We start from the raw sequence: 20,694 nt of genomic DNA, 5'->3' as shown, positions 1-20,694 counted from the left end.
GGTGGGTTACGCCTTCGGCTAACCCACCCTACAAAACTCACCCCACCATCTTCCGCAACTCCGCCTTCGCCACCTTCTCCAGCGTCGAGCGCGGCATGTCGTCGACGAGCCTGATCTCGCGCGGCACCTTGAAATCCGCGAGTCCCGCGCCGCAGGCCGCCATCACGCGATCATGCAGATCGGGCGCCGCGCCCGCGACGCCGCCGTGCGGGATGATGAAGACAACAGGCACCTCGTCCAGCATCGGGTGCTTCTTCGCCACCACCGCGGCTTCGCGCACGCCTGCTACCACCGCGATCACCTGCTCGATCTCGGAGGCCGCGACGTTCTCGCCGCCAACCTTCAGCATGTCCTTGGCGCGGTCGCCGAACCTGATGAAGCCGTTCTCCAGCCGCTCGACGCGGTCGCCGGTGAGGAAGAAGCCGTGCTCGTCGAAGCTTTCGCGCGTCGCCTTTTCATTGTGCAGATATTCGGCGAACAGCGACAGCCCGACGATGCCCTTGATCGAGAGATTTCCGGTGTCGCCGACCTCGGTCGGCCGTCCGTCATCGTCGGTGATGCGGATCTGATATTCGGGCGCGGCGCGCCCGATCGTCATCGGGATGTTGGGCTGGTCGACCTCGCCGACGATGCCGTGGGTGATGGTCTCGGTCATGCCCCACCAGCCGATCATCTTGACGCCAAACGCAGCAAACGCCGGCGGCTCGTTGATGGCGGTGCCCCACAGGCGGAATTTGTGGTCTTTCGGGATCTCCTGCTCGAGCAGGGCCTTCATGCAGAACGGAATCGTCGAGGTCCAGGTCGAGCCATGCTCGCGCGCGACGCCCCAGAAGCGGCTTGCGGAAAAGCGCGGCTGGATCACGCAGGTGGCGCCGACCCACAGCGTTGCCAGCATCGAATAGGCCAGCGCATTGGTGTGGAACAGCGGCAGATAGGTCTGGTGCACGTCGTTCGCATGAAGGTCCTCATGCGCGGCGTTGATCTTGGCGCCCCACAGCGCGTTGGCGTGGGTCCACAGCACCGCCTTCGGGCGCGATGTCGTGCCCGACGTGTACTGCACGCTGCACGGCGCGAGCGGGTCGGTCGCGCGCCTGGGACGGTCGGCGCTGTCGGCGAACAGTGAATCGAAACTGTCGCCGCGCGAGACCGCTTGCGCGGGCGCCGCACCCGCATCGTGCGAGGTCACCGCCAGCCAGCGGATGTTGCGGCAGTTCTGCGCGACGATCTCGGCATAGGCCGGCTGCGTGATCGCAGCGACCGCGCCGCAATGATCGGCGAAATATTCCATCTCCGCCGGAGCCGAGCGGGTGTTGGTGGTCACCGCGATGGCGCCGAGTTCGACGCAGGCGAACCAGGCCAGCAGCGCCTCGATGCAATTGTCCAGATGAATGAGCACATATTCGCCCGGCTTGACGCCGCGCTTCACCAGCCCCGCCGCGAGCGCGCCGACGCGCTCGTGAAACTCGCCGTAGCTCCAGCGCCGCGCCGGCGCGTCGAACGGCGCCCAGATCAGGAACGCATGATCGCGGCGCACCGCGGCGCGCATCTTCAGCAGCCAGGGTACGTCGAGCCCGTCGAACGGTCCTACGAGTCTGGATTCGGTGTATTGAGGTGGCATGGCTCCTCCCGTGCAGCCTGCATCTTGATGGCGGCTGCCTTTTGATTATTGCGTCTTCCTGCCATTGGATGACGCAGGGAGCAAATCGGGGGGCGCGAAAGATGGGCGCGGCGTACTCCGTGGTGCGCGCACGCTCTCTCCTCCGTCATGGCCGGGCTTGACCCGGCCATCCACGCCTTGGCGCGCTAGTCCTCGTACGACGAAATCTCAATCAGGCTGCCATCCGGATCCCTGCAATAGACCGAGCGCAGCGTGCCGCGGGCACCCTGCTTGGGAACCGGGCCTTCCTCGATCGCGACGCCATGTGCCTTCAAATGCGCCACGACTTCGTCGGGCGATGCAGACGTGAGGAAGCACAGATCCTCGCTGCCGGCGGTCTGATGGTCCGCGGTGAACCACTCCACCTTGTCGGCATCGCGCGGCCGGACGTTGATCTTTTGGTTACCGAATTGCAACGAAGTCCGCGGCGCTTTGCCGCCACCGGGGTCGAACACCTTGACTTCCATGCCGAGAATCTTGCGGTACCACTCGGAGGTCACTGCCACGTCGGCGACGTTGATTACGAGATGATCGAGGGCTTCGACCTTGACCGGCATGCCTTAATCCTTTCGTCGTGATGCGCCCGGCGCACTTTCCGCCTGCAGCAAGCTTTGTTACAACCGCGTCGACGCCACTTTGAAGCCATCTGGCTTTCAAGAACAACACGTTGGGAGAATCCTTGAGATGATCACTCGCCGTACCGCGCTGGGCCTGCTCGCCGCCAGTCCGCTTGCAGCAACCCCGCTGTCGAAGGCCTTTGCCGCCGACTATCCGGCCCGGCCCGTGAAATGGGTGGTCGGCTATCCGCCGGGCGGAGCCACCGACATCCTGGCGCGGCTCATCGGTCAGCGGCTGTCGGAACGGCTCGGCCAGCAATTCGTGATCGAGAACAAGCCCGGCGCCGGCAACAATATCGGCACCGAATCGGTCGTCAATGCCGAGCCCGACGGCTACACGCTGCAACTGGTCAATCCGGCCAACTTCATCAACGCTTCGCTCTACACCAACCTCAAATTCAACTTCGTGCGCGACATCGCGCCGGTGGCCTCGTTCCAGCGGGTGCCGAACGTGATGACCGTCAACAAGGACGTTCCGGCCAAGAACGTCGCCGAGTTCATCGAATATGTGAAGGCCAATCCCGGCAAGGTGAACATGGCTTCGTCCGGCAACGGCACCTCGGTGCATCTGTCCGGCGAGATGTTCATGGCGCTGACCGGCTGCAAGATGCAGCACGTGCCCTATCGCGGCGCGGCGCCGGCGATCACCGACATGCTCGGCGGCCAGGTGCAGGTGATCTTCGACAACATGCCCTCGATCATCCAGCACATCCGCTCCGGCTCGCTTCGCGCGATCGGCGTCACCACCACGGAGCGCTCGCCGCAGCTGCCCGACGTACAGGCTATCGCCGAGACCGTGAAGGACTACGAGGCCAGCGCGCTGTTCGGCATGGGCGCGCCGAAGAACACACCCAAGGAGATCATCGCCAAGCTCAACAATGAGATCAATACGCTCATGAAGGAGCCCGACATGACCAAGCGACTGGTCGAACTCGGCGGCGAGCCGCGGGTGCAGACGCCGGAGGCGTTCGGCGAGGAGATCAAGGCCGAGACCGAGAAGTGGAAGAAGGTCGTCGAGTTCGCCGGCCTGAAGGTCGAGTAGCGATCTTGTGATCCCTGAGATTGGAGCCCTGCCGCCTGGCAGGGCTTTTTTCTTGCGTACTTCGTTCCGTTGATCTGGAATAAAACGGCGCGGCGAAACCTGATGATACATGGCGCGTATCTCGCCCTGTGAAGAGAGGAGTCTGGATCATGCGCAAGACGCAATTGGCGCTGCTGACGCTGGGCGCGACGGTCTTTGCCGGCTTCGTCACCGTCACGCCCGCGGCGGCCCGCGACTACCCCTGGTGCGCCCAGGGCGGCGAGTATGACTATCCCGGCGAATGTGCCTACAGCACCTATGAGCAATGCCAGGCCAGCGTCTCCGGCCGCTTGCTGTACTGCGGGCCCAATCCAATGGTGGCCTATGGCCAGGCGCCGCAGCCGCAACCTCGGCCGCACCGTCGCGCGCGGCCCGTTGCACCGTACTAGCCGCGCGCGCATTGCGCAGCCGCGTATTTTGCGCGATCGCTCCGGAATAAACCGGCTCCGCGAGCCTTTCACTCTGTGAGGTCGGATGTCGCGCGGCGAACATGGGAGGTCGGTCATGGGCAAGGCGCAATTTGTGCTGGGCACCATAGTCCTTGTGTGGCTCGCTGGCGGGAGCCCGGCGCGCGCGGACTATGATTACGCGTGGTGCATTCAGAACTCGGAATACGGCTATCCCGGCGACTGCTCCTATCAGACCCGCGAGCAGTGTCAGATGAGCGCGTCGGGCCGCAAGGGCTATTGCGCGCAAAATCCTGCCCAGGTGGCCGTACGGCCTCCGCTTCAGCCGTCACTACGCGGTCGGTACGTTCGTCCGTACTAGTCGCGCCTCACACTGAGCACTGCCTGATCACGCAGTCGTGCAGATCCGGACGCGCGGGTTCCTGCTTGACGCCTTCTCGTTCACGTCTATACTAAACCAAATGGTTAAGTATATAGACGAGACGCTCGACCGGACCTTTGCGGCGCTGTCCGATCCGACGCGGCGTGCCCTTCTCGCGCGGCTCGGCGAGCGGGACGGCCTGTCGGTGAGCGAGCTGGCCGCGCCGTTTCCGGTCTCGCTGCCGGCGATCATGAAGCATCTCGACGTGCTCACGGATGCGGGCCTGATCGTGCGGGAGAAGACCGGACGCACGGTGTCCTGCCGGCTCACCGCGCAGCCGATGGAGCAGGCGATGAACTGGCTCAATCGCTACGCGCAGTTCTGGTCCGAGAAGTTCGACCGCCTCGCCACCTTCGTGGAGGACAAGACATGGCCAACGCAGCCGTCAACGCCGATCCCCGCACAGCCGAACGTCCAAGCGAGCGTCCAAACGAACGTCCAAGCCTCACGCTCACGCGCCGGCTCCGCGCACGGCCGGAGAAAGTCTACGCCGCCTGGACGCAAGCCGCGCAGCTAGTCCAGTGGTTCGGGCCGCCGAACATGAAGCCGGCGACGCTGGACGCCGAGCTCGATGTCCGTACCGGTGGCCGTTACCGCATCAGCTTCACTGGTGACGACGGCGAATATTTCGAGGCCGGCGGCATCTATCGCGAGGTCGTGCCGAACGAGCGGCTGGTGTTCACCTGGGCCTGGCATTCGACGCCGGAGCGCGAATCGCTGGTGACGATCACGCTGAAGCCCGATAGCGCCGGCACGCTGATGATCTTCCATCACGCCCAGTTCTTCGACGAAACCGCACGCGACAATCACCAGCGCGGCTGGAGTTCGTTCCTCGACAAGCTCGACGCCTTCGTCGCCTGACACCATGGAGGATACCGTGCAGCAACATCAGATCGTCTCGCGCGAGCAATGGATCGCGGCCCGCAAGGCCCACCTGGCACATGAGAAGGAGCTCAGCCAGGCCCGTGAGCGCCTCGCCGAGCAGCGCCGCGCGCTGCCCTGGGTGAAGGTCGACAAGAACTATGTGTTCGACGGACCGAACGGCAAGGTGACGCTCGGCGATCTCTTCGGGGGGCGCCCGCAGCTCGTGGTGCAGCATGTGATGTTTGCACCCGACTGGGAGGCCGCATGCAAGAGCTGCTCGTTCTGGGCCGACGGTCTCGATCGCATGGTGCCGCACCTCGCCGCGCGCGACACCTCCACGGTTGCGATCTCGCTGGCACCTAGCGCCAAGCTAGAGGCCTTCAAGAAGCGGATGGGCTGGACCTTCGACTGGGTCTCGTCAGGAAGCAACGACTTCAACTACGACTACGAGGTCTCGTTCACGCGCGAGCAGATCGACAAGGGCGTGCCCAAATATAATTTCGGCACCACGCCGTTCTACGGTCCGGAGCTGCCCGGTATCAGCGTGTTCTACCGCAACGAGGCCGGCGAGATCTTCCATACCTATTCATGCTTCGCGCGCGGTCTCGACATGATGAACGCGGCCTATCAGTATCTCGACCTCACCCCGCTCGGTCGTCACGAGGGCGGCCTGCCCTATCCGATGGACTGGGTCCGCCTGCGCGACCAGTACGAGCCGCAGGCGAAGGGAGCGTGCTGCCACGGGTGAGGGGGCGGGTGCGCTGTGCCCACACCAACGGTGTCATCGCCCGGCTTGACCGGGCGATCCAGTACTCCGAGACGGTCGTGTCGAATCTAGAAGCCGCGGCGTACTGGATGCCCCGCCTTCGCGGGGCATGACAGCGGAGGCTGAAGCGCAGTCTACCGCTTCGCGTCGGCCTGCTCCGTGCCGTTGCACGAGATCAGCATCGTGTACGGCCGCGCGTTGCCGGCGATGTCGGTGGTCTTGAGCTCGCCCTTCGGTTCGGCGGTCTGGTAGGGCACCACGGAATTGTCGAGGAAGTCGCGCAGCATGCCGGTCTTGATGGCGAAGTTGATGTTCTCCGGAATGTTGCCGGTCGCAGCGACGATGCGCAGTGCGGGGATCTTTGCGGTGACCACGCCCACGATCTGACCGGTGGTGTCGAACAGCGGGCCGCCGCTATTGCCGGGCTGCACCGGCGCGCTGATTTGCAGGAAACGCGTGTCGTTGCGCATGCCGCTGAGCGAGCTCGCGATACCGGTCGTCACGGTGAAGTCCGACGTGAGCAAGCCATGGAAGGGAAAGCCGATTACGATGACGGAATCGCCGGAGCGGATCGAGCGATCGCGGATCCGCGCAAAGTCCTTGAATGTCGTCATCGACGGCGCCTGCAACAAAGCGAGATCGTTGTTGACGTCGCTCGACACGACGCGCAGCACCATCGCGGCCTCACCGGTGAGGTTGCCCTTGATGTCGCCGACACAGCCGTCGATCACATGGTTGTTGGTGACGACGTGGCCGTTCGCGCTGACCACGAAGCCGGTGCCGGTCTTGGCTCTGGCAACTTTGCCGCCGGCCGGCGGCGCCTGCTTGTCCGGCGCAGGCTGCGGCTTGGCGGCGATCTTGGTGAAGTCGCCGGCCTTGTCGAGCCCGTCGGCTTTTACCTTGGTCACGCAATTGGCCAATGCAGCGATCACCGGCCCGGTCGAGGTCAGATCGAAATTCAGAACGGCGCGGCCGGCCGTCGCCACCATCAGGCTCGCCTTCTGAAACGTACGCACAACATTGACCGGCATGATGGCCGTGAGCATGTTGGGCTGGTACGCCGTGGCGAACAGCCTGGCTTGCTCCTGCCCGTCAAAGGTCACGTCGATCGCGGCGTTCTCGCCCTTGTTGAAGCGGTAGCTGGGACTCGCAAAGGCGAGCGACCATGTGCCGGCGGCATTTTGGCTCACGACGAGGATGACGCCGTTCGCATAAGGCGTCGTCGCGGCGCAATGCGAGAAGGCGCCCGTCTCGTCATTGCTGAAGGCGCCGCCGATCCAGTTGCCGACATTGACGCTGCCGAATGGTCCTTTCGCATGCGCGATGCCGGCGACGCTCGCCTGCAACAGAGACGCGACGACAAATGACTTAAGCCACATACTTCCTTCCCCCCGGAATGCTTTTGAAGCCATCTTATCCGGCCGAGGTCGTGCGGCGCAACCGACAGTTGTTTGTGCGGATCGAACCATCCGGCTGCGACTTCCGGGCTTGCCTTTACTTTGCGGTGCTATATACTTTGCGATACAAAGTGACGGGACGGGCGGTCCCGGTTAATTGGGCGGAGCGGGGTTTTGGCGTTGCCAATGCGCGATCTCGACAAGGCACTGGCCGACATCGTGGCGATCCGCAACCAGATTGCGGCGGGCACGGCGTTCCGCGGCTACGGCCCGGCGACGATCGCTGCGACGGGCGCCGTCGCGCTTCTCACCGCAATCCTCCAATTCTGGCTGCTCGGCGATCCCACCAGCGAGCCGGTCGGCTTCTTCTTCGGCTGGTTCATGGCCGCGGTGCTCTCCGTCCTGATGATCGGCATCGAGATGCGCGCACGCTCGCGCCGTCATCATTCCGGCCTGGCCGATGCCATGATCCATCAGGCGGTCGAGCAGTTCCTGCCCGCGGGCGTCGCCGGCGTGCTGCTCGCGGTGGTGATGTGGAAGTTCGCGAGCGAGACGCTGTGGCTGTTGCCCGGCCTGTGGCAGATTCTGGTGTCGCTCGGCATTTTCGCTTCCGTCCGCTCGCTGCCGCGCACCGTCGCGCTCGCCGGCGCCTGGTATTTTATTTCCGGCTTCGCGGTCGTGGTGCTCGCGAGCCGGACTCACACGCTATCGCCGTGGACCATGGGGCTGCCCTTCGTGATCGGGCAGTCGGTGATGGCGGGCATTCTGTATTTCGCGTCCGGAGACCATGATGTCGAAGACTGACAGCGCACCCTTCTCCTATGAAGGGCTCGACCGCGTCATCCATGAGAAGGCGAGGCTCGGGCTTCTGACCTCGCTGATGGCGCATCCGAAGGGTCTGGCGTTCGCCGACCTCAAGCAGCTCTGCGGCCTCACCGACGGCAATCTCAGCCGGCATCTCGCCGTGCTCCAGGAGGCCGGCCTCGTCGAGGTGACCAAAGGCTATGAGGGCAACCGCCCGCACACGACCTGCCGCCTGACCAAGGCGGGCCGCCGCCGCTTCCTCGACTATCTCGCCGTGCTCGAGCGGCTGGTGCGCGACGCCGCCAAGGCCGCCGGCCGCGACGCGCCGCCGCTCGGCCGTCTCGGTATCATCTCGACCTGATCCCCCTTTTTGACCGGAGACTTTGCAATGCAAAGCGACATGACCTCTCGCAACGAGAAGCTTCACGTCGGCATCATCATGGACGGCAACGGCCGGTGGGCGACGCGCCGCGGCCTGTCGCGCCTGCGCGGCCACGAGGCCGGCGTGGAGGCGATCCGCCGCATCGTCGAGGCCGCACCCAAGCAGGGCATCGGGACGCTGACACTTTACGCCTTCTCCACCGACAATTGGCGACGGCCGAAAACCGAAGTCGCCGCGCTGATGACGCTGCTGCGCTTCTATCTCGCCAACGAGGTGCAGAGCCTCGCCAGGAACGGCGTGCGCCTCACCGTGATCGGCCGCCGCGACCGTCTGCCCGACGGCATCGCCAATGCGATCGCGCGCGCGGAAGACGCCACCGCGCACGGCAGCGCGCTTCACTTGCGCATTGCGGTCGACTATTCCGCGCGCGACGCGATCCTCAACGCCGCAGCGAAGGCGGCGGCATTGACGAGCCTCACCCGCGAAGCCTTCTCGCAGCTCGTTACCGGCGAAGCCGGCCTTCGCGACGTCGATCTCATCATCCGCACCTCCGGCGAGAAGCGGCTGTCGGACTTCCTGCTCTGGGAAGGCGCCTATGCCGAGCTGCACTTCACCGAGCGGATGTGGCCCGAATTCGACGCGGGCGATCTCTCCGCGGCTCTGGCGTCCTTCCACGGCCGCGAGCGCCGCTTCGGCGGCCTCCAGGCGATCATGCCCGACGAGGTGCCGTCACTCTCCCGTGTGTGATGCACGGCACGGGACAACGAGCTGTTCGTTTTCAGCCGCATGATTGGCAGTGGTGTCCAAGCCGCGGAAGCGCGGCCTCGGTTAGGTGTGCGAGCCACGCAACCTGCCGAGAGCATCACGCATGTCACTGTTGTTTCCGGGAGCCGTCGTCGAGCCGGTCGAACTGGCCGAAGCGAAGGGCATGGTCTGCATCAGGACCGCCAGCGTATCCGATGTCGAGAACCTGTCGGTTTATTTCACCGGCCTGTCCACGACGTCGCGCAACAAGCGCTTCATGGGCGCGCGTACCGACTTCGCCCTGGTCGCTGCCGAATGCGTGGCGAAGACGGGCCGTCCCGGTCATTTCACCCTGCTCGCCGAAGTCAGGCAGGACGGGCAGCACGCCATCATCGGCGAAGCGAACTACGCCTATGATGCGGCTGCACGGCATGGCGAGTTTGCCATCTCGGTCGCCGATGCGTTCCAGCGCCTGGGCCTCGGCTTGCAGATGATGACGGCGATGGAGACGCGGGCGACCGATCTTGGCCACGAGATGATCGCCGCGGAGACGGCGCGGACAAATACCGAGATGCGTGGTCTGGCGAAGAAGGCGGGCTTCCGGGATACCGGTCTCGGAGACTGGCAGTCGGTTCACCTCGCAAAGCGCCTGTCGCGGTAGCCGTCCGCGCGTTGCCGCCTGGCACGGATCGTGCTCTAGTATCGCCTGGATTTCCCCAGCGATGGGAGCTTCGGCGATGCGCGCAGTTCTGGATCATTGCACCGGCGGAACGGAGCGGCAGGTCATGGCCGGCACGTCGGTCGTTACCGAGGGCGGCACCAGCAGCGGCCATCTTTACGTGCTCGTCGAGGGCAGGCTCGAGGTGCTCAAGAGCGACACGGTGGTCGCGACCATCACCGAGCCCGGCGCCGTGTTCGGCGAGATGTCCGTGCTGCTCGGGCTGCCGCACACCGCGACGGTGCGGGCCAGCTCGGATTCCGTCATCTATGAGTTCGAGGACGCGGCGTCATTCCTCATCCAGCGGCCCGAGGTCGCGCTGCTGCTCGCGCGCACGCTGGCGCAGCGGCTCAACGTCGCCAACACTTATCTCGCCGATCTCAAGCGGCAATATGCTGGCCACGGCACGCATCTCGCCATGGTCGGCGAGGTGCTCCAGAGCATGATCAACCTGCCGCCGCTCGAGGTGTCGCCAGGCTCGGATCGGCAATCCGATCCAAGGATGTGAGCCAGTCCGGCGGCTCCTCGATGGTGTTTGCGGGCCGCTTCAGCGGTGCGCCGAGGTCGATCCACTGCGCTTCGCCCGCTGCCAGCCAGAACGCCTTGTCCGCAGCGAGATCCAGCACGATATGCGTCGGCGGCCGTCCCGGTTGCAGGCCGGCGTTGAACACCCAGGTCTGGCCGAGCCGGTCGAACCACGAGCCGTCGGCGACGAAGGGCGACTGGTGCACATGGCCCGAGATCACCATCGACGGCTGATACTGCATGATCCATTGCACCAGATCGACGTCGCCGAAGAAACGCTTGCCGCCCCAGCTGGTCGGTGAATTCGCCGGCGGCGCATGATGCGCCCAGATCCAGTGCTGCGGGCGGCTTTCGGCGGCGTCGCGCAGCTGTTCGACGATGCGCTGCTTGACCAGCGGGCCGTCCCACCACGGGCACACCGTGAACAGCGTGTCGCCGATGGTGAGGTTGCCGCCGTCGCAAGTGATCCCGAGCTCCCGCACCTCGGAGATCCAGCGCGAGATCTTTTCGCCCTCCGCATTGCGCTCGTCGAGGTCGTGATTGCCGGAGCAGAGGATCACGCGGGTCTGCGCCGCGAGCAACGCGAGGTATTTCTTCACCACCACGATCTGCGCGCGAAAATCCACCACCGAGCCGATGTCGAGCGCATCGCCGGCGAAGATCACGAGGTCGAACTGCGGTGCCGCGCTGACCAGCCAGTCGAGCTGCGGCAGCGAGTAGTGCAAATCGGCCACGACCAGGCAGCGCATTGAAAATCCGTGGGCGGGTTTGAAAAGGTCTGGGAATTCCAAAACGTTAATTACAAAGCAAGAAGCAGACCAGAATGGCTGCCTCTCTTCGTCAAGCCAATGGCCGGCAGCATGCTGCGGCGCATTGGCGTGCGCAAGTGACCGGGCGCCGCAGGGCTGGACCGTGTCATCGAATTCTGATGTCGTGGCGCATCCTCAAACGCCCGTATCCGCATGACCTCCTTCAAGACCATTCGTGCCCGCGCCGAGAAACGCAAGGGCGGCCCCAAGGCGCTGGACAAGCTGATGCCCGAAAAGCCCGACCTGAAGGGGCTCGCCAAGCTCGGCGACGATCGCATCCTCGCCGAGATGACCAGGCGGGTGTTTTGCGCGGGCTTTGCCTGGAGCGTGATCGATTCGAAATGGGACGGCTTTGAAGCGGCGTTTTTGCATTTCCAGCCGGCCAAGCTCACCTTCCAGCCGGAGGACTATTGGGAGGGCCTCGTGCGCGACGCGCGCATCGTGCGCAACGGCGCCAAGATCATGTCGGTGCGCGACAACGCCAGCTTCGTCCAGGAGATCGCAAAAGAGCACGGCAGCTTCGGCAAGTTTCTGGCGAAATGGCCGCCATCCAACGAGGTCGGCCTGCTCGATCTCCTGACGAAGCGCGGCAGCCGGCTCGGCGGCAACACCGGGCAGATGCTGCTGCGCTTCGTCGGCTGGGATGGTTTTGTCACCTCCAGGGATGTCGTCGCCTGCCTGCGCGATGCCGGCCTCGACATCGCCGAAGAGGTCAAATCAAAGGGCGATCTCGCAAAAGTGCAGGCACAGTTCAACGCCTGGGCCGAGGAGACCGGTCTGCCATACACATATCTGTCACGCATCTGCGCGCTCTCGGTTGGCGAGAACCGAGGCGAGCACTAAGTCACGAGAAACCAGGAGAATAAAAATGGCAAAAGCCTATTGGGTTGCCACCTACCGCGCGATCAAGAGCCCCGACGCCATGGCGGCCTACGCCAAGCTGTCGCGTCCGGCCATCGAGGCCGCCGGTGGACGCGTGCTCGCGCGCGGGATGCCGGTTGCGGCCTACGAGCACGGCCTGATGGAACGCGTCGTTCTCATCGAGTTCGATAGCGTCGAGCGCGCCAGGGCGGCGTATGAAAGTCCCGCCTACAAGGCCGCTCACGACCTGCTCGGAGACGGCGCCGACCGCGACATCCGGATCGTCGAAGCCGCCGAATAGCGGCATCGACAGGCGGATCGTGTGCTTCGTGTGGCGGTCCCGTGCCGTGAGCGCGGCAGATGAAACTCGCGATCACGAAATGCATTTTTCCGGAACATTCGTGCGCAACACCCGTTCGGGAATTTGAGCCAGGCGACACAGGCGCAGGGAACGCCCGTTTTGGCTCAACTCACTGAAACCCGGCACGACAGAAACGGAGCAGCGCATGAAGCTCACATCCGAACAGGTGAAGCAGACCGTCAACCAACTCGGCGCCCAGGTGCTGCCCGACGAACATCCCGCCATGCCGCAGCTCAACAGCATGTTCGGCGAACACACCTTCTTCGTCGACGAAACGGGCCTGAAGGTGCTCGAGCCGACGCCGTCGGTCGGCGCTGAGCGCCAGACCGGCGAAGTCGTCAGCCTCGCCAACTGGAGCGATGCCGACCTCACGCGCCTGATGGCCCATGAGCCGGAGCCGACGGGTGTGATCGTCGTGTTCGAGCATGTGAGGCATTGATTGGCCCGAGCGGATCGGCCTTCATCGGTGGCGGGTCTGAAAATCCCGCCACCTTCCATGGCTGGTTTGGAGCCGCGCCGCGGACAAGGATCTCGCGTTCGCGGAGGGCCTTTCCAGCCTGGTTCAAAGACCGAAAGTCAGCTGCGGCTCCGCATCGTCGCCGTCCTGGAGGGCAGACAGCGACACCCCCAGCAGCCTGACGCGCTTGGGTAGCGGTATCTCGGCTTCGAGCAAGCCGCAGGCCAGCCGCCCCAGATCGTCCCGGCCTGCAACCGGCGCCGTGACGGACCTGCTGCGCGTGATGATCTCGAAGTCGGCGAATTTGATCTTCAGGGTGACGGTCCGGCCGCGGTTGCCGGTCGTCTCGCAATGGCGCCAGACCTTGTCGACAAGCGGCTTGAGCTCGGCGGCCAGCGCGCCGTATTCGTCGAGGTCGGTCGAGAACGTCGTCTCCGCGCCGATCGACTTGCGGATCCGGTTGGCCCGGACCGGTCGCTCGTCGACGCCGCGTGAGATCCAGTAGTAATAGGCGCCCGACTTGCCGAAATTCGCATTCATGAACTCCAGCGTCTGGTTGCGGATGTCGAGGCCGGTGAACAGGCCGAGCGCGTTCATCTTCGCGCTGGTCGCCGGGCCTATCCCGTGGAACTTGCCGACGGGCAGCGTCTCGACGAAGGCGGGTCCCATCTCCGGCGAGATCACGAACTGACCGTTGGGCTTGCGATGATCGGAGGCGAGCTTTGCAAGAAATTTGTTGTAGGAGATGCCCGCCGAAGCGTTGAGGCCGGTCTCGGCCTTGATCTTCTCACGGATCCGCAAGGCGACGTCCCGCGCCAGCGGGATGCCTTGCAAATTCTCCGTCACGTCGAGATAGGCCTCGTCGAGCGACAATGGCTCGATGATTGGCGTGTGCTCGGCAAAGATGTCGCGGATCTGCTTGGAGATCGCCTTGTAGACCTCGAAGCGCGGCCTGACGAAGATCAGGTCGGGACATTGCCGCTTCGCGGTCACCGACGGCATCGCGGAGCGAACACCGAACTTGCGGGCCTCGTAGCTCGCGGCCGCGACGACGCCGCGTTCCGCGGAGCCGCCGACGGCGACCGGCTTGCCGCGCAGCTCCGGATTGTCGCGCTGCTCCACGGACGCATAGAAGGCATCCATGTCGATATGGATGATCTTGCGGACGGGCGTGGCCTCGCCAGTCACCGTGCCGGATTCGCTCATGGAACGATGATACAATTGCCCGAAGAGAAGCGCGAGGTGATGGATGCTTCAGTTGTTGGTCTTCGTCGTCGGTGTGGTCGGCATCGGCTGGCTGATCGGCGCGACCAATCTTCCGGGAGAGTGGTATGCGGCCCTTGCCAAGCCGGGTTTCGTGCCGCCGAACTGGGCGTTCCCGGTGGCGTGGACTATCCTTTACATCATGATCGCGGTTGCGGGCTGGCGGACTTTTCGCCGTGAGCCGCCGGGTCGAGCGATGCAGGTCTGGGCCGCGCAACTGGCCCTCAATTTCGTCTGGTCTCCGGTGATGTTCACGATGCACCAGATCGGAGCCGCGCTCGTCATACTCATTTGCCTGTTCGTCGCGATCGTGACCTACATCAGTCTCGAGACGTCACGGGACAGGCTGGCCGCCGCGTTGTTCATACCTTATGCAGCCTGGGTCGCCTTTGCCGGCCTGCTCAATGCGGCCATCTGGCGCTTGAATTGAGGCGATTTGTCCAAGGTTCATCAAAGAGCAATCTCAGGCTCGTGAGTGGCGAGCCTAGGCACGCGTTCCTATATAGGAGCGCGGAGGACAGCCAATGCAATACAGCTCCGAGCTCATTCAGACCATGCGCCAGGCCCTCGAGACCGTGATGGCGAGCGTACCGGCCGATCAGTCGGTGTTCGGTCTGAAAGCCGCTGTCGCCGAATGCATTTTGAAGGCTGCCGCGCACGGTCATACGTCGTATGACGCCCTGGTGACGTCCGCCTCCGATCAGATCCAGTCGATCATCTCGATGCTGACGTGAGGGAGGCAGGCGGCAGATCCGGAGTTCATGCCGACGGAGGCGCCCATAGGAACTCAGGACGAATGCCCTGCTGGATGAGGTCCGTGCCAAGCGACTGAAGTGTGAACATGGCGCCGATGCTGGGTCTTGTACCGCTTGTCCAGCACGTTTGAAGGCCGATCAAGAGCTGCGACAGGGCCTGATTGAACGCAAGCGACGGACTCGGTGTGACGGTCGATTGCTGAAAATCGAACCAGGTCGGAAACGGGATTGGTGTTCCCGTAAAGCTCCAATGGCCAGCCGCATCCTGCACCAGCGTTTTCTCGGTGTAGATTTCCTTGAAGACATAATAGTGGGCGAATGTTGCATTGCCGGTTGGGGGTTGGTTAGGAGAGCCTTCCGTACCTTCACCTTCGGCCTTGATCAGCAGGATCGCCGCCTGCGCATCGGCGATGCTCTTGATCGGCGTTGCTTCCCCCGAATTGACCGCGAAAGCGCTGGCATTGATCGCGGGATTGACTGTGGTGAAACCCTCGGCGATCGCATCGTAGAAATCACCAATCGTCGCAGGTCCCGTTCTTGCGGCGAGCGCAACCGGTGGAAATTCCGGATACTCGATCTGCATGAAGACCTGAACTTGATCTGGCGTAAGCGGCTTCAGATCAACGGGCAATTTTTGCAGAATTTCTCCGGGCAGGACATTGGTCGGGTAGCTCGGAATGAAGGTCGCATTGGCAATGGATGGCACGCCGCCGATCGCGGTCAGCATGTTGCCTGCCAGGGCAAAGTGATACATCTCTTGCACCACAATGTCCTGAATCATACCGCCGACACCGCCCGGGTCGCTGTTGATCGACCATTGCGCGCAAAGATAAGGCGGGATGGTGGAGAACTCCAATTGCATCGCGGTCTGGAGTGCGTCTTTCAGGTCGGAAAGCGTCGTAATGCGATCCTCGACGAACTGGGCGATGGTTTTCATCTGAAGCACCCCTCCCGACTCGGTTGATTGCGAAGCCCTGTTCCTGGCGCCGCCACTGGATCGACGTCGTCAAGCAGGTTCCGTGTTGGCTCATTGCTTGCGGGACGAGCGCTCCTGGGGTGATTCAGTCCGACAATAACCGGATATCGGTCTGCGACATCACGCCTACAATCGGACCTGCCCCGATGATCGCGACCAGAAACGTGCCGCGATCGGGCTCATTTTCCGCAACCCATGAACAATAGTACAATTTAAGGGTGCAATCAATTGCGCCGTTGGTCAGAGATTTGTGACCGCTTTTCCATTCGACGTGCTTAGCCGGACGCGCGCGCGACGTTGCGAAGGCCAGATTGCGAGCCGCAACATTTGATGGATGGTGCCGTCACAGCGTCAAAAGCCGGCACACAGTCTCGGTCCGGCACACAGTCTCGGTAAAGAGTAGGGAGACTGGCGCACCCGACACGATTCGAACGTGTGACCTTTGCCTTCGGAGGGCAACGCTCTATCCAGCTGAGCTACGGGTGCTAGTCGAGGTTCATTTAGCCGATTGGCGGGGGGTGGGCAACCTCCGCTTTGCCCGTGCCCGGACGCCCGGCATCGCCCAATTCCTGGTCTTATGCTTCGCTCTTCAATCCCGGAGGGCGGCCGGTCCCGAGATCTCGCCGGAATCGGTCACGAACATCAACGGGCCCGTCTCCGAGGTGGCGAACACGGCCGCGGTGAGCGGGCCGCCAAAGCAGGCGCCGGTATCCAGATTCAACCGGTTGGCTCGCAGATCAGGTGTCCCGGACCGGACCGGCGTATGACCATGGACAACGAAAAGCCCGTGGTCGTGATCCGACGACAGGAAGGGTTCCCGGATCCACAGCAAGTCTCGCTCGGATTGTGACGCCAGCGGCACGTCCGGCCGTAGTCCAGCATGGACGAACAGCCGCCCATGCTCGATTTTCGTCAGCCGAAGCGCGCGTATCCAGTCGAGATGCTCGCTCGGCAGATCGGCGGGATCGTCGATCCCGTAGCTGTCGAGCGTCTGCTCGCCGCCGTTGCCCCACCAATTCATGAGGTCGCGGTCGGTGCGCTCCATGTCGGCCGCGCGAAGCAGCATCTCCTCATGGTTGCCCCGCAGACAGACGAAGGGGCGGTCCTGCTTCCCTTCGCTGCCGACGAGAAAATCCATCACCTCGCGGCTTTGGGGTCCCCGGTCGATATAGTCTCCGACAAGCACAAACTGCGCGCTCCGCTCGCCGCGAAGCTCCTCGCACGCGGCGAGCAGCGACGTCAGCTTGTCAAAGCAGCCGTGGATGTCGCCGATCGCGAAGGTGAGTTCTTCGTGCTCGGGAAGATGCAAAGCCAGGTTTCTCCCGCGTGCCAACTTAGATGGTGAGACCCTTTGTCGTGCCTTTGAGCCTGATCCGCTCCGGACCCACGCCCACCTTCGCGAGCGATTCAATCACTCTGTCGCTCAGCGCCTTGCCGTCCTTGTCCTTGCGATCGCGTTGAACCGCGGTGAAATCATACACGAGCAGCCCGACATTGGCGCTGCTCACGTTGAGCTTGGCCCCGTCCGCAACAGCGCGGATCGCCGCAGCCACATTGCGATGTCCGTTGCTCCATTTCGCCATGCCGGCCAGATTATTCGCAACGCATCGATAGCTGTCTTCGATCTCCGTCTTGTGAAGGTCGATCACCTTCTGATAGTCCGCGATCTGACCGACAATATCGCCGTTCTCCAGCTCGGGGTTGCTGAACGTCTTGGCCTCCCAGAACACTAGATCCACGCTGGTCGCCGTCGTTTCGAAGTTCGCCAGGTCCATGCGGGGGAGGTTCCGCTTGATGCCGGGGACGCCGGATGCGTTGATCGCAATCTCGACGTCGACGACGGAGAGATTGGACGTCGCGATCTCGTGGACGCCTTCCTTCTCCTGTCCGGAATAGGGCGATGCGGCCCTTTTGAGCTTCGCCAGCGTCTCTGCGCCTTCGTAGTCGCGCGTCAGCATTCTTGGCTCGGCGTTGCCGAAGGCGAACTTCCCCTCGACCAGCGAGACCTGATCCTTCAAGTCCGGATTCAGCAGATATTTCTCGTGCGTCGAGGCGGTCACCTTCCCGCCCTTGAATGACACTTTGAAGATGGATTGCCCCTGCCAGTAGACGTTCAGGTACTCGTCCCGAATGCCGATGATGAGTGTGGGATCGGCGAGAACGTCTTTCCACCAGCCATCCTGCTGGGCGAGTGTCTCGAGTGCCTTGCGAAAGTCGTCGCCCCGGATTCCGCGTCTGAAGCTCATCTCATACCTCCCACCATTCGCCATCGCTGCGTCGCGTGACGTTGTCAAAATATCTGGAGAAACTGTCGCCTTCGAATGTGTGAACGGGCACGAGCCTGTCCGGCTGTATTGCGTTCGCGAGCCGCTTGAGATCCAGGATGCTGGCGTGGCCCGAGGTGTGGATGATCTCGATGGGAACGCCGCGTGTCGCGAGATCCGCCTTCAGTCTGGCGCCAGGACCGTCCTTCAGATATCCGTCCCATTGCGACCAGATCGCTCTGGTGCCGGGCCAGAGATTTGCGGTCTCCACGTCGTCGGCCATCGCCGGGCGAAACAGCATCACGGTGCGATCGGCGATCTCGGTGATGCGCTCGCGGTAGATCCGTGCGGATTTGTAGGGATCCAGCAGGTCGAAGCGCTTTTTCCTTGCGATCTGCCGCCGTTGATATTCCGGCACATAGACCGACAAATTGGGCCAGCCGGCGTTCGGCAAGCGCTCGTTGCCAGTGGCCCGCAATATCTCCATCGCATAGAGGTCCAGCAGCAGCGTCCGGCCGCTGCGCTTGCAGGCGCGATAGATACTGACGATGCGATCGATGTTCTGCGCGGACGCCGAGAGGATGACGAAGCCTGGCTGCTCAAAACTCTCGGTCAGCCTCGCCTCGATGTCGTCCTCCGTCGGGAATTGCGTGTGCTCGTCGAGACGGCCGAGGCTCGACCCCTCCATCAGCATCGTGTCGATACCGCGGGGCGGATGGCTCACCAATCGCTCGAACAGACCGCCCTTGCGACCGTGCGCACGGATGTCGCCGCTGTAGAACAGACGCCGGCCGGCAGCCTGGATCAGCAGCGCATAGGCATCATAGGCCGAGTGATCGACAAGATAGGGCGTGATGCTGAACGGGCCGATCTGGAAGGTTCTGCGATCGTTCAGCTCGAATGAAACATTGGGCACGAAGGCGTTGGGCACGAAAGGAGCTGCCGCACACATGATGCGCGCGGTCGCAGCGCCCATGGCGAGGGGGACATTGGGTCTGCACAGGGGGAGCAAACCCCAATGATCGCCGTGTCCGTGCGACAGGACAACCGCACGCAGGGTTGGATCTTCGACGCGAAGCCCGGCCACAGGCGGGAGAAGATCGTCGGACGCGCCGTCGGCATCCAGCGGAAGGCCAAGGTCGAGCAGGATTCGCTCGCCCGCGGCCTCGAGCTCGATGCAGGTGCCACCAATTTGCTGCGTTCCGCGGTGGACACGTCCGCGAAACGAACCGGCTGCTTCGGTCATCAGCGGTTGGTCTTGGCGGCCGAGCCGGGTTCGGCCGTGACTCGCGACCAGGCGATGGCGTTTTTGGCGGAGGGGAGGGCACTGCGAGATGGGCGGGGAAATTTCAAAGCGAATACGGCTCCAGGCAACGACATATCTATATTCAAACGAGCGCCCGAGAAATTGCGGCTTTTCGAGAAGAAAATGTCCGTGTTGTTCCGGCGCAACATCACCTGCTGGTGAGGCCGAACGCAATAGAACCTTCGGTGGGATGAACGTCAGCCCCGGCTGGACCGGCGATTGGCGGCGACTTGAATCCCGGGCGAGCCGCGATCGGCGTGCGCGAATTCGGCAAGCAGGCGTTCGGAGCAGATGACGCGGTTGCGGCCGAGCCGTTTTGCCGCATAGAGCGCCTCGTCGGCCGCACCCAGCAGCCGGTCGGGGCTGCCGTCGGCCTCAGTGGGAATATGGCTTGCGACGCCGACGCTGAGGGTGACGTGGTCGCCGGCGTCAACAGCTCCATGAGCGATCCGCAAGGCCATGACGGCACGGCGGATCTCCTCGGCGATGGCGCAGGCGGCATCGCAATCCACGTCGGGCAGGATCAGCGCGAACTCTTCTCCGCCATAGCGGCTGGCGAGGTCGAGCGGGCGCACGGCATGGCGGCTGACGACATCAGCGACCGCGCGCAGGCATTCGTCGCCGCTCTGGTGGCCGTGCCGGTCGTTGAACAGCTTGAAATGATCGACGTCGACGAACAGCAGCGCCATCGGCTTCTGCGTCCGCTGGGCGCGGGCCCATTCGCTCATCAGCATCTGGTCGAAGGCGCGCCGGTTCGACAGGCCGGTCAGCCCGTCCTTGGTGGCGAGCTCCTTAAGCGCCATCTCGGCGCGCTTCTGATCGGTGAGGTCGCGCAGCGTCTCCACCACGGCGATCAGCTGGCCGGCCTCGTCGTGGATCGGGCCAGCGTCGATCGCGAGATAGAGCTGGCTGCCGAGCTTGGGCATCACGCACCAGTTCTCCGCGGAAAAGCCGAGCCCGTTGTGGCCGCGTGCGGCATATTCCGAATAAAACTCCGGCAGCTGCTCGGGACGGTCGAGCGCGACCAGGTCGGCGAGGCAGGGGCGCCGGGTCTCGTAGAAGGCCTGCCAGTGTTTCGTCGTGCCGATCACCTCCGCGGCGGGGACGCCGGTCAGCCGCTCGCAGGCTCTGTTCCAGATCACGACGCGGCGCTTGGGGTCGATCACGAAGGTCGGCACCACCAGATGCTGCATCAGCCGCACGGCATAGGAATCCGCGACGTCGACGCCTTTCGCTGACGTTTTCCTCGGCTTCGCCAT

Annotated in this window: 26 protein-coding genes, 1 tRNA gene and 1 pseudogene; 17 read left to right on the top strand and 11 right to left on the bottom strand. The window is 63.5% G+C overall.

The annotated features are described in order from the left end of the window. Positions 1-37 precede the first annotated feature (37 nt). Both AB7Z56_RS42400 and AB7Z56_RS42395 read right to left on the bottom strand, forming a co-directional pair. A complete protein-coding gene (locus AB7Z56_RS42400) occupies positions 38-1,618 on the bottom strand; it encodes an AMP-binding protein (protein ID WP_063980091.1) in 1,581 nt (526 codons plus the stop codon). Positions 1,619-1,803: 185 nt separating this feature from the next. Further along, positions 1,804-2,214 (bottom strand): VOC family protein, encoded by a 411-nt coding sequence (locus tag AB7Z56_RS42395; protein ID WP_063980090.1) that lies wholly within the window; start codon positions 2,212-2,214, stop codon positions 1,804-1,806. A 127-nt stretch (positions 2,215-2,341) separates the two neighbouring features. On the opposite strand from AB7Z56_RS42395, the gene AB7Z56_RS42390 reads away from it, so the two are divergent. The 6 genes and pseudogenes from AB7Z56_RS42390 to AB7Z56_RS42365 all read left to right on the top strand — a co-directional run bounded on the left by AB7Z56_RS42390 (position 2,342) and on the right by AB7Z56_RS42365 (position 5,795). Continuing rightward, the gene (locus AB7Z56_RS42390) at positions 2,342-3,316 is read left to right on the top strand and encodes a Bug family tripartite tricarboxylate transporter substrate binding protein (RefSeq protein WP_063980089.1); all 975 of its coding nucleotides are present in this window, start codon (positions 2,342-2,344) and stop codon (positions 3,314-3,316) included. Positions 3,317-3,465: 149 nt separating this feature from the next. Further along, the gene (locus AB7Z56_RS42385) at positions 3,466-3,744 is read left to right on the top strand and encodes a DUF3551 domain-containing protein (RefSeq protein WP_063980088.1); all 279 of its coding nucleotides are present in this window, start codon (positions 3,466-3,468) and stop codon (positions 3,742-3,744) included. An 85-nt stretch (positions 3,745-3,829) separates the two neighbouring features. After that, positions 3,830-4,123, top strand: coding sequence for a DUF3551 domain-containing protein (locus AB7Z56_RS42380; RefSeq protein ID WP_321576601.1), 294 nt, complete (start codon positions 3,830-3,832; stop codon positions 4,121-4,123). Positions 4,124-4,223: 100 nt separating this feature from the next. Beyond that, positions 4,224-4,700, top strand: a complete 477-nt coding sequence (locus AB7Z56_RS42375) for an ArsR/SmtB family transcription factor (RefSeq protein WP_441256821.1) — start codon at positions 4,224-4,226, stop codon at positions 4,698-4,700. A gap of 11 nt (positions 4,701-4,711) precedes the next feature. Next, positions 4,712-5,044 (top strand): annotated as a pseudogene (locus tag AB7Z56_RS42370) (SRPBCC family protein); the annotation flags it as partial. A gap of 16 nt (positions 5,045-5,060) precedes the next feature. Next, positions 5,061-5,795: a DUF899 domain-containing protein gene (locus AB7Z56_RS42365; RefSeq protein WP_084795320.1), complete on the top strand. Its 735-nt coding sequence runs from the start codon at positions 5,061-5,063 to the stop codon at positions 5,793-5,795. Between the two features lie 152 nt (positions 5,796-5,947). Here AB7Z56_RS42365 and AB7Z56_RS42360 read toward each other — a convergent pair whose 3' ends face one another. Further along, complete coding sequence (locus tag AB7Z56_RS42360; RefSeq protein WP_063980083.1) at positions 5,948-7,192, bottom strand: S1C family serine protease; 1,245 nt, start codon at positions 7,190-7,192, stop codon at positions 5,948-5,950. Positions 7,193-7,396: 204 nt separating this feature from the next. On the opposite strand from AB7Z56_RS42360, the gene AB7Z56_RS42355 reads away from it, so the two are divergent. From AB7Z56_RS42355 to AB7Z56_RS42335, 5 genes are all read left to right on the top strand, one after another. Beyond that, positions 7,397-8,014 (top strand): hypothetical protein, encoded by a 618-nt coding sequence (locus AB7Z56_RS42355; RefSeq protein ID WP_028155350.1) that lies wholly within the window; start codon positions 7,397-7,399, stop codon positions 8,012-8,014. Next, positions 8,001-8,375 carry a winged helix-turn-helix domain-containing protein gene (locus tag AB7Z56_RS42350; protein WP_063985952.1) on the top strand — a complete coding sequence of 125 codons (375 nt, stop codon included), beginning with the start codon at positions 8,001-8,003 and terminating at the stop codon, positions 8,373-8,375. The genes AB7Z56_RS42355 and AB7Z56_RS42350 overlap by 14 nt, the downstream gene beginning before the upstream one ends. A gap of 27 nt (positions 8,376-8,402) precedes the next feature. Further along, complete coding sequence (locus AB7Z56_RS42345) at positions 8,403-9,143, top strand: di-trans,poly-cis-decaprenylcistransferase (RefSeq protein ID WP_063980082.1); 741 nt, start codon at positions 8,403-8,405, stop codon at positions 9,141-9,143. A gap of 121 nt (positions 9,144-9,264) precedes the next feature. Beyond that, a complete protein-coding gene (locus AB7Z56_RS42340) occupies positions 9,265-9,801 on the top strand; it encodes a GNAT family N-acetyltransferase (protein WP_063980081.1) in 537 nt (178 codons plus the stop codon). Between the two features lie 76 nt (positions 9,802-9,877). Beyond that, positions 9,878-10,366: a Crp/Fnr family transcriptional regulator gene (locus tag AB7Z56_RS42335; protein WP_063980080.1), complete on the top strand. Its 489-nt coding sequence runs from the start codon at positions 9,878-9,880 to the stop codon at positions 10,364-10,366. Here AB7Z56_RS42335 and AB7Z56_RS42330 read toward each other — a convergent pair. Then, on the bottom strand, positions 10,305-11,132 hold the full coding sequence (locus AB7Z56_RS42330; RefSeq protein WP_063980079.1) for a metallophosphoesterase family protein: 828 nt from the start codon (positions 11,130-11,132) through the stop codon (positions 10,305-10,307). The genes AB7Z56_RS42335 and AB7Z56_RS42330 overlap by 62 nt on opposite strands. 213 nt (positions 11,133-11,345) lie before the next feature. On the opposite strand from AB7Z56_RS42330, the gene AB7Z56_RS42325 reads away from it, so the two are divergent. The 3 genes from AB7Z56_RS42325 (at position 11,346) to AB7Z56_RS42315 (ending at position 12,853) form a co-directional block, all read left to right on the top strand. Further along, positions 11,346-12,035, top strand: a complete 690-nt coding sequence (locus tag AB7Z56_RS42325; protein ID WP_063980078.1) for a DNA-3-methyladenine glycosylase I — start codon at positions 11,346-11,348, stop codon at positions 12,033-12,035. A gap of 25 nt (positions 12,036-12,060) precedes the next feature. Continuing rightward, positions 12,061-12,354 carry a DUF1330 domain-containing protein gene (locus AB7Z56_RS42320; RefSeq protein ID WP_028151136.1) on the top strand — a complete coding sequence of 98 codons (294 nt, stop codon included), beginning with the start codon at positions 12,061-12,063 and terminating at the stop codon, positions 12,352-12,354. 205 nt (positions 12,355-12,559) lie between these two features. Then, entirely contained in the window at positions 12,560-12,853 is a 294-nt protein-coding gene (locus AB7Z56_RS42315; RefSeq protein ID WP_063980077.1) for a hypothetical protein, read from the top strand. Positions 12,854-12,976: 123 nt separating this feature from the next. Here AB7Z56_RS42315 and dinB read toward each other — a convergent pair whose 3' ends face one another. Continuing rightward, positions 12,977-14,077 (bottom strand): DNA polymerase IV, encoded by a 1,101-nt coding sequence (dinB, locus tag AB7Z56_RS42310; RefSeq protein WP_063980076.1) that lies wholly within the window; start codon positions 14,075-14,077, stop codon positions 12,977-12,979. Positions 14,078-14,120: 43 nt separating this feature from the next. Between dinB and AB7Z56_RS42305 the strand changes: the two genes are divergently transcribed. Beyond that, positions 14,121-14,564, top strand: coding sequence for a TspO/MBR family protein (locus AB7Z56_RS42305; protein ID WP_084794905.1), 444 nt, complete (start codon positions 14,121-14,123; stop codon positions 14,562-14,564). 94 nt (positions 14,565-14,658) lie between these two features. After that, positions 14,659-14,868 carry a hypothetical protein gene (locus tag AB7Z56_RS42300; protein ID WP_014491045.1) on the top strand — a complete coding sequence of 70 codons (210 nt, stop codon included), beginning with the start codon at positions 14,659-14,661 and terminating at the stop codon, positions 14,866-14,868. A gap of 25 nt (positions 14,869-14,893) precedes the next feature. On the opposite strand, the gene AB7Z56_RS42295 is transcribed toward AB7Z56_RS42300, so the two are convergent. The 5 genes from AB7Z56_RS42295 to AB7Z56_RS42275 form a co-directional block, all read right to left on the bottom strand. Continuing rightward, positions 14,894-15,826 (bottom strand): ferritin-like domain-containing protein, encoded by a 933-nt coding sequence (locus AB7Z56_RS42295; protein WP_441256820.1) that lies wholly within the window; start codon positions 15,824-15,826, stop codon positions 14,894-14,896. 448 nt (positions 15,827-16,274) lie between these two features. Further along, a tRNA-Arg gene (locus AB7Z56_RS42290) sits at positions 16,275-16,351 on the bottom strand. Positions 16,352-16,454: 103 nt separating this feature from the next. Further along, on the bottom strand, positions 16,455-17,174 hold the full coding sequence (locus tag AB7Z56_RS42285) for a metallophosphoesterase family protein (protein WP_441256819.1): 720 nt from the start codon (positions 17,172-17,174) through the stop codon (positions 16,455-16,457). A 25-nt stretch (positions 17,175-17,199) separates the two neighbouring features. Continuing rightward, on the bottom strand, positions 17,200-18,111 hold the full coding sequence (locus AB7Z56_RS42280; protein WP_283017878.1) for a hypothetical protein: 912 nt from the start codon (positions 18,109-18,111) through the stop codon (positions 17,200-17,202). Between the two features lies 1 nt (position 18,112). Continuing rightward, positions 18,113-19,255 (bottom strand): MBL fold metallo-hydrolase, encoded by a 1,143-nt coding sequence (locus AB7Z56_RS42275; protein ID WP_231145446.1) that lies wholly within the window; start codon positions 19,253-19,255, stop codon positions 18,113-18,115. Here AB7Z56_RS42275 and AB7Z56_RS42270 point away from each other — a divergent pair. After that, positions 19,148-19,597, top strand: coding sequence for a hypothetical protein (locus AB7Z56_RS42270; protein ID WP_231145501.1), 450 nt, complete (start codon positions 19,148-19,150; stop codon positions 19,595-19,597). The two genes, AB7Z56_RS42275 and AB7Z56_RS42270, sit on opposite strands and share 108 nt — an antisense overlap. A gap of 35 nt (positions 19,598-19,632) precedes the next feature. Here the strand turns inward: AB7Z56_RS42270 and AB7Z56_RS42265 are convergent, their stop codons facing one another. After that, entirely contained in the window at positions 19,633-20,694 is a 1,062-nt protein-coding gene (locus AB7Z56_RS42265; RefSeq protein WP_063980070.1) for a sensor domain-containing diguanylate cyclase, read from the bottom strand.

Origin of the sequence: Bradyrhizobium sp. 482_C4_N1_8, assembly GCF_052075965.1 — a bacterium.
GTDB classification, from domain to species: Bacteria; Pseudomonadota; Alphaproteobacteria; order Rhizobiales; family Xanthobacteraceae; genus Bradyrhizobium; species Bradyrhizobium barranii.
Note: the sequence above shows the minus strand (reverse complement) of the source record. Positions and strands in the feature narration are given on the sequence as shown.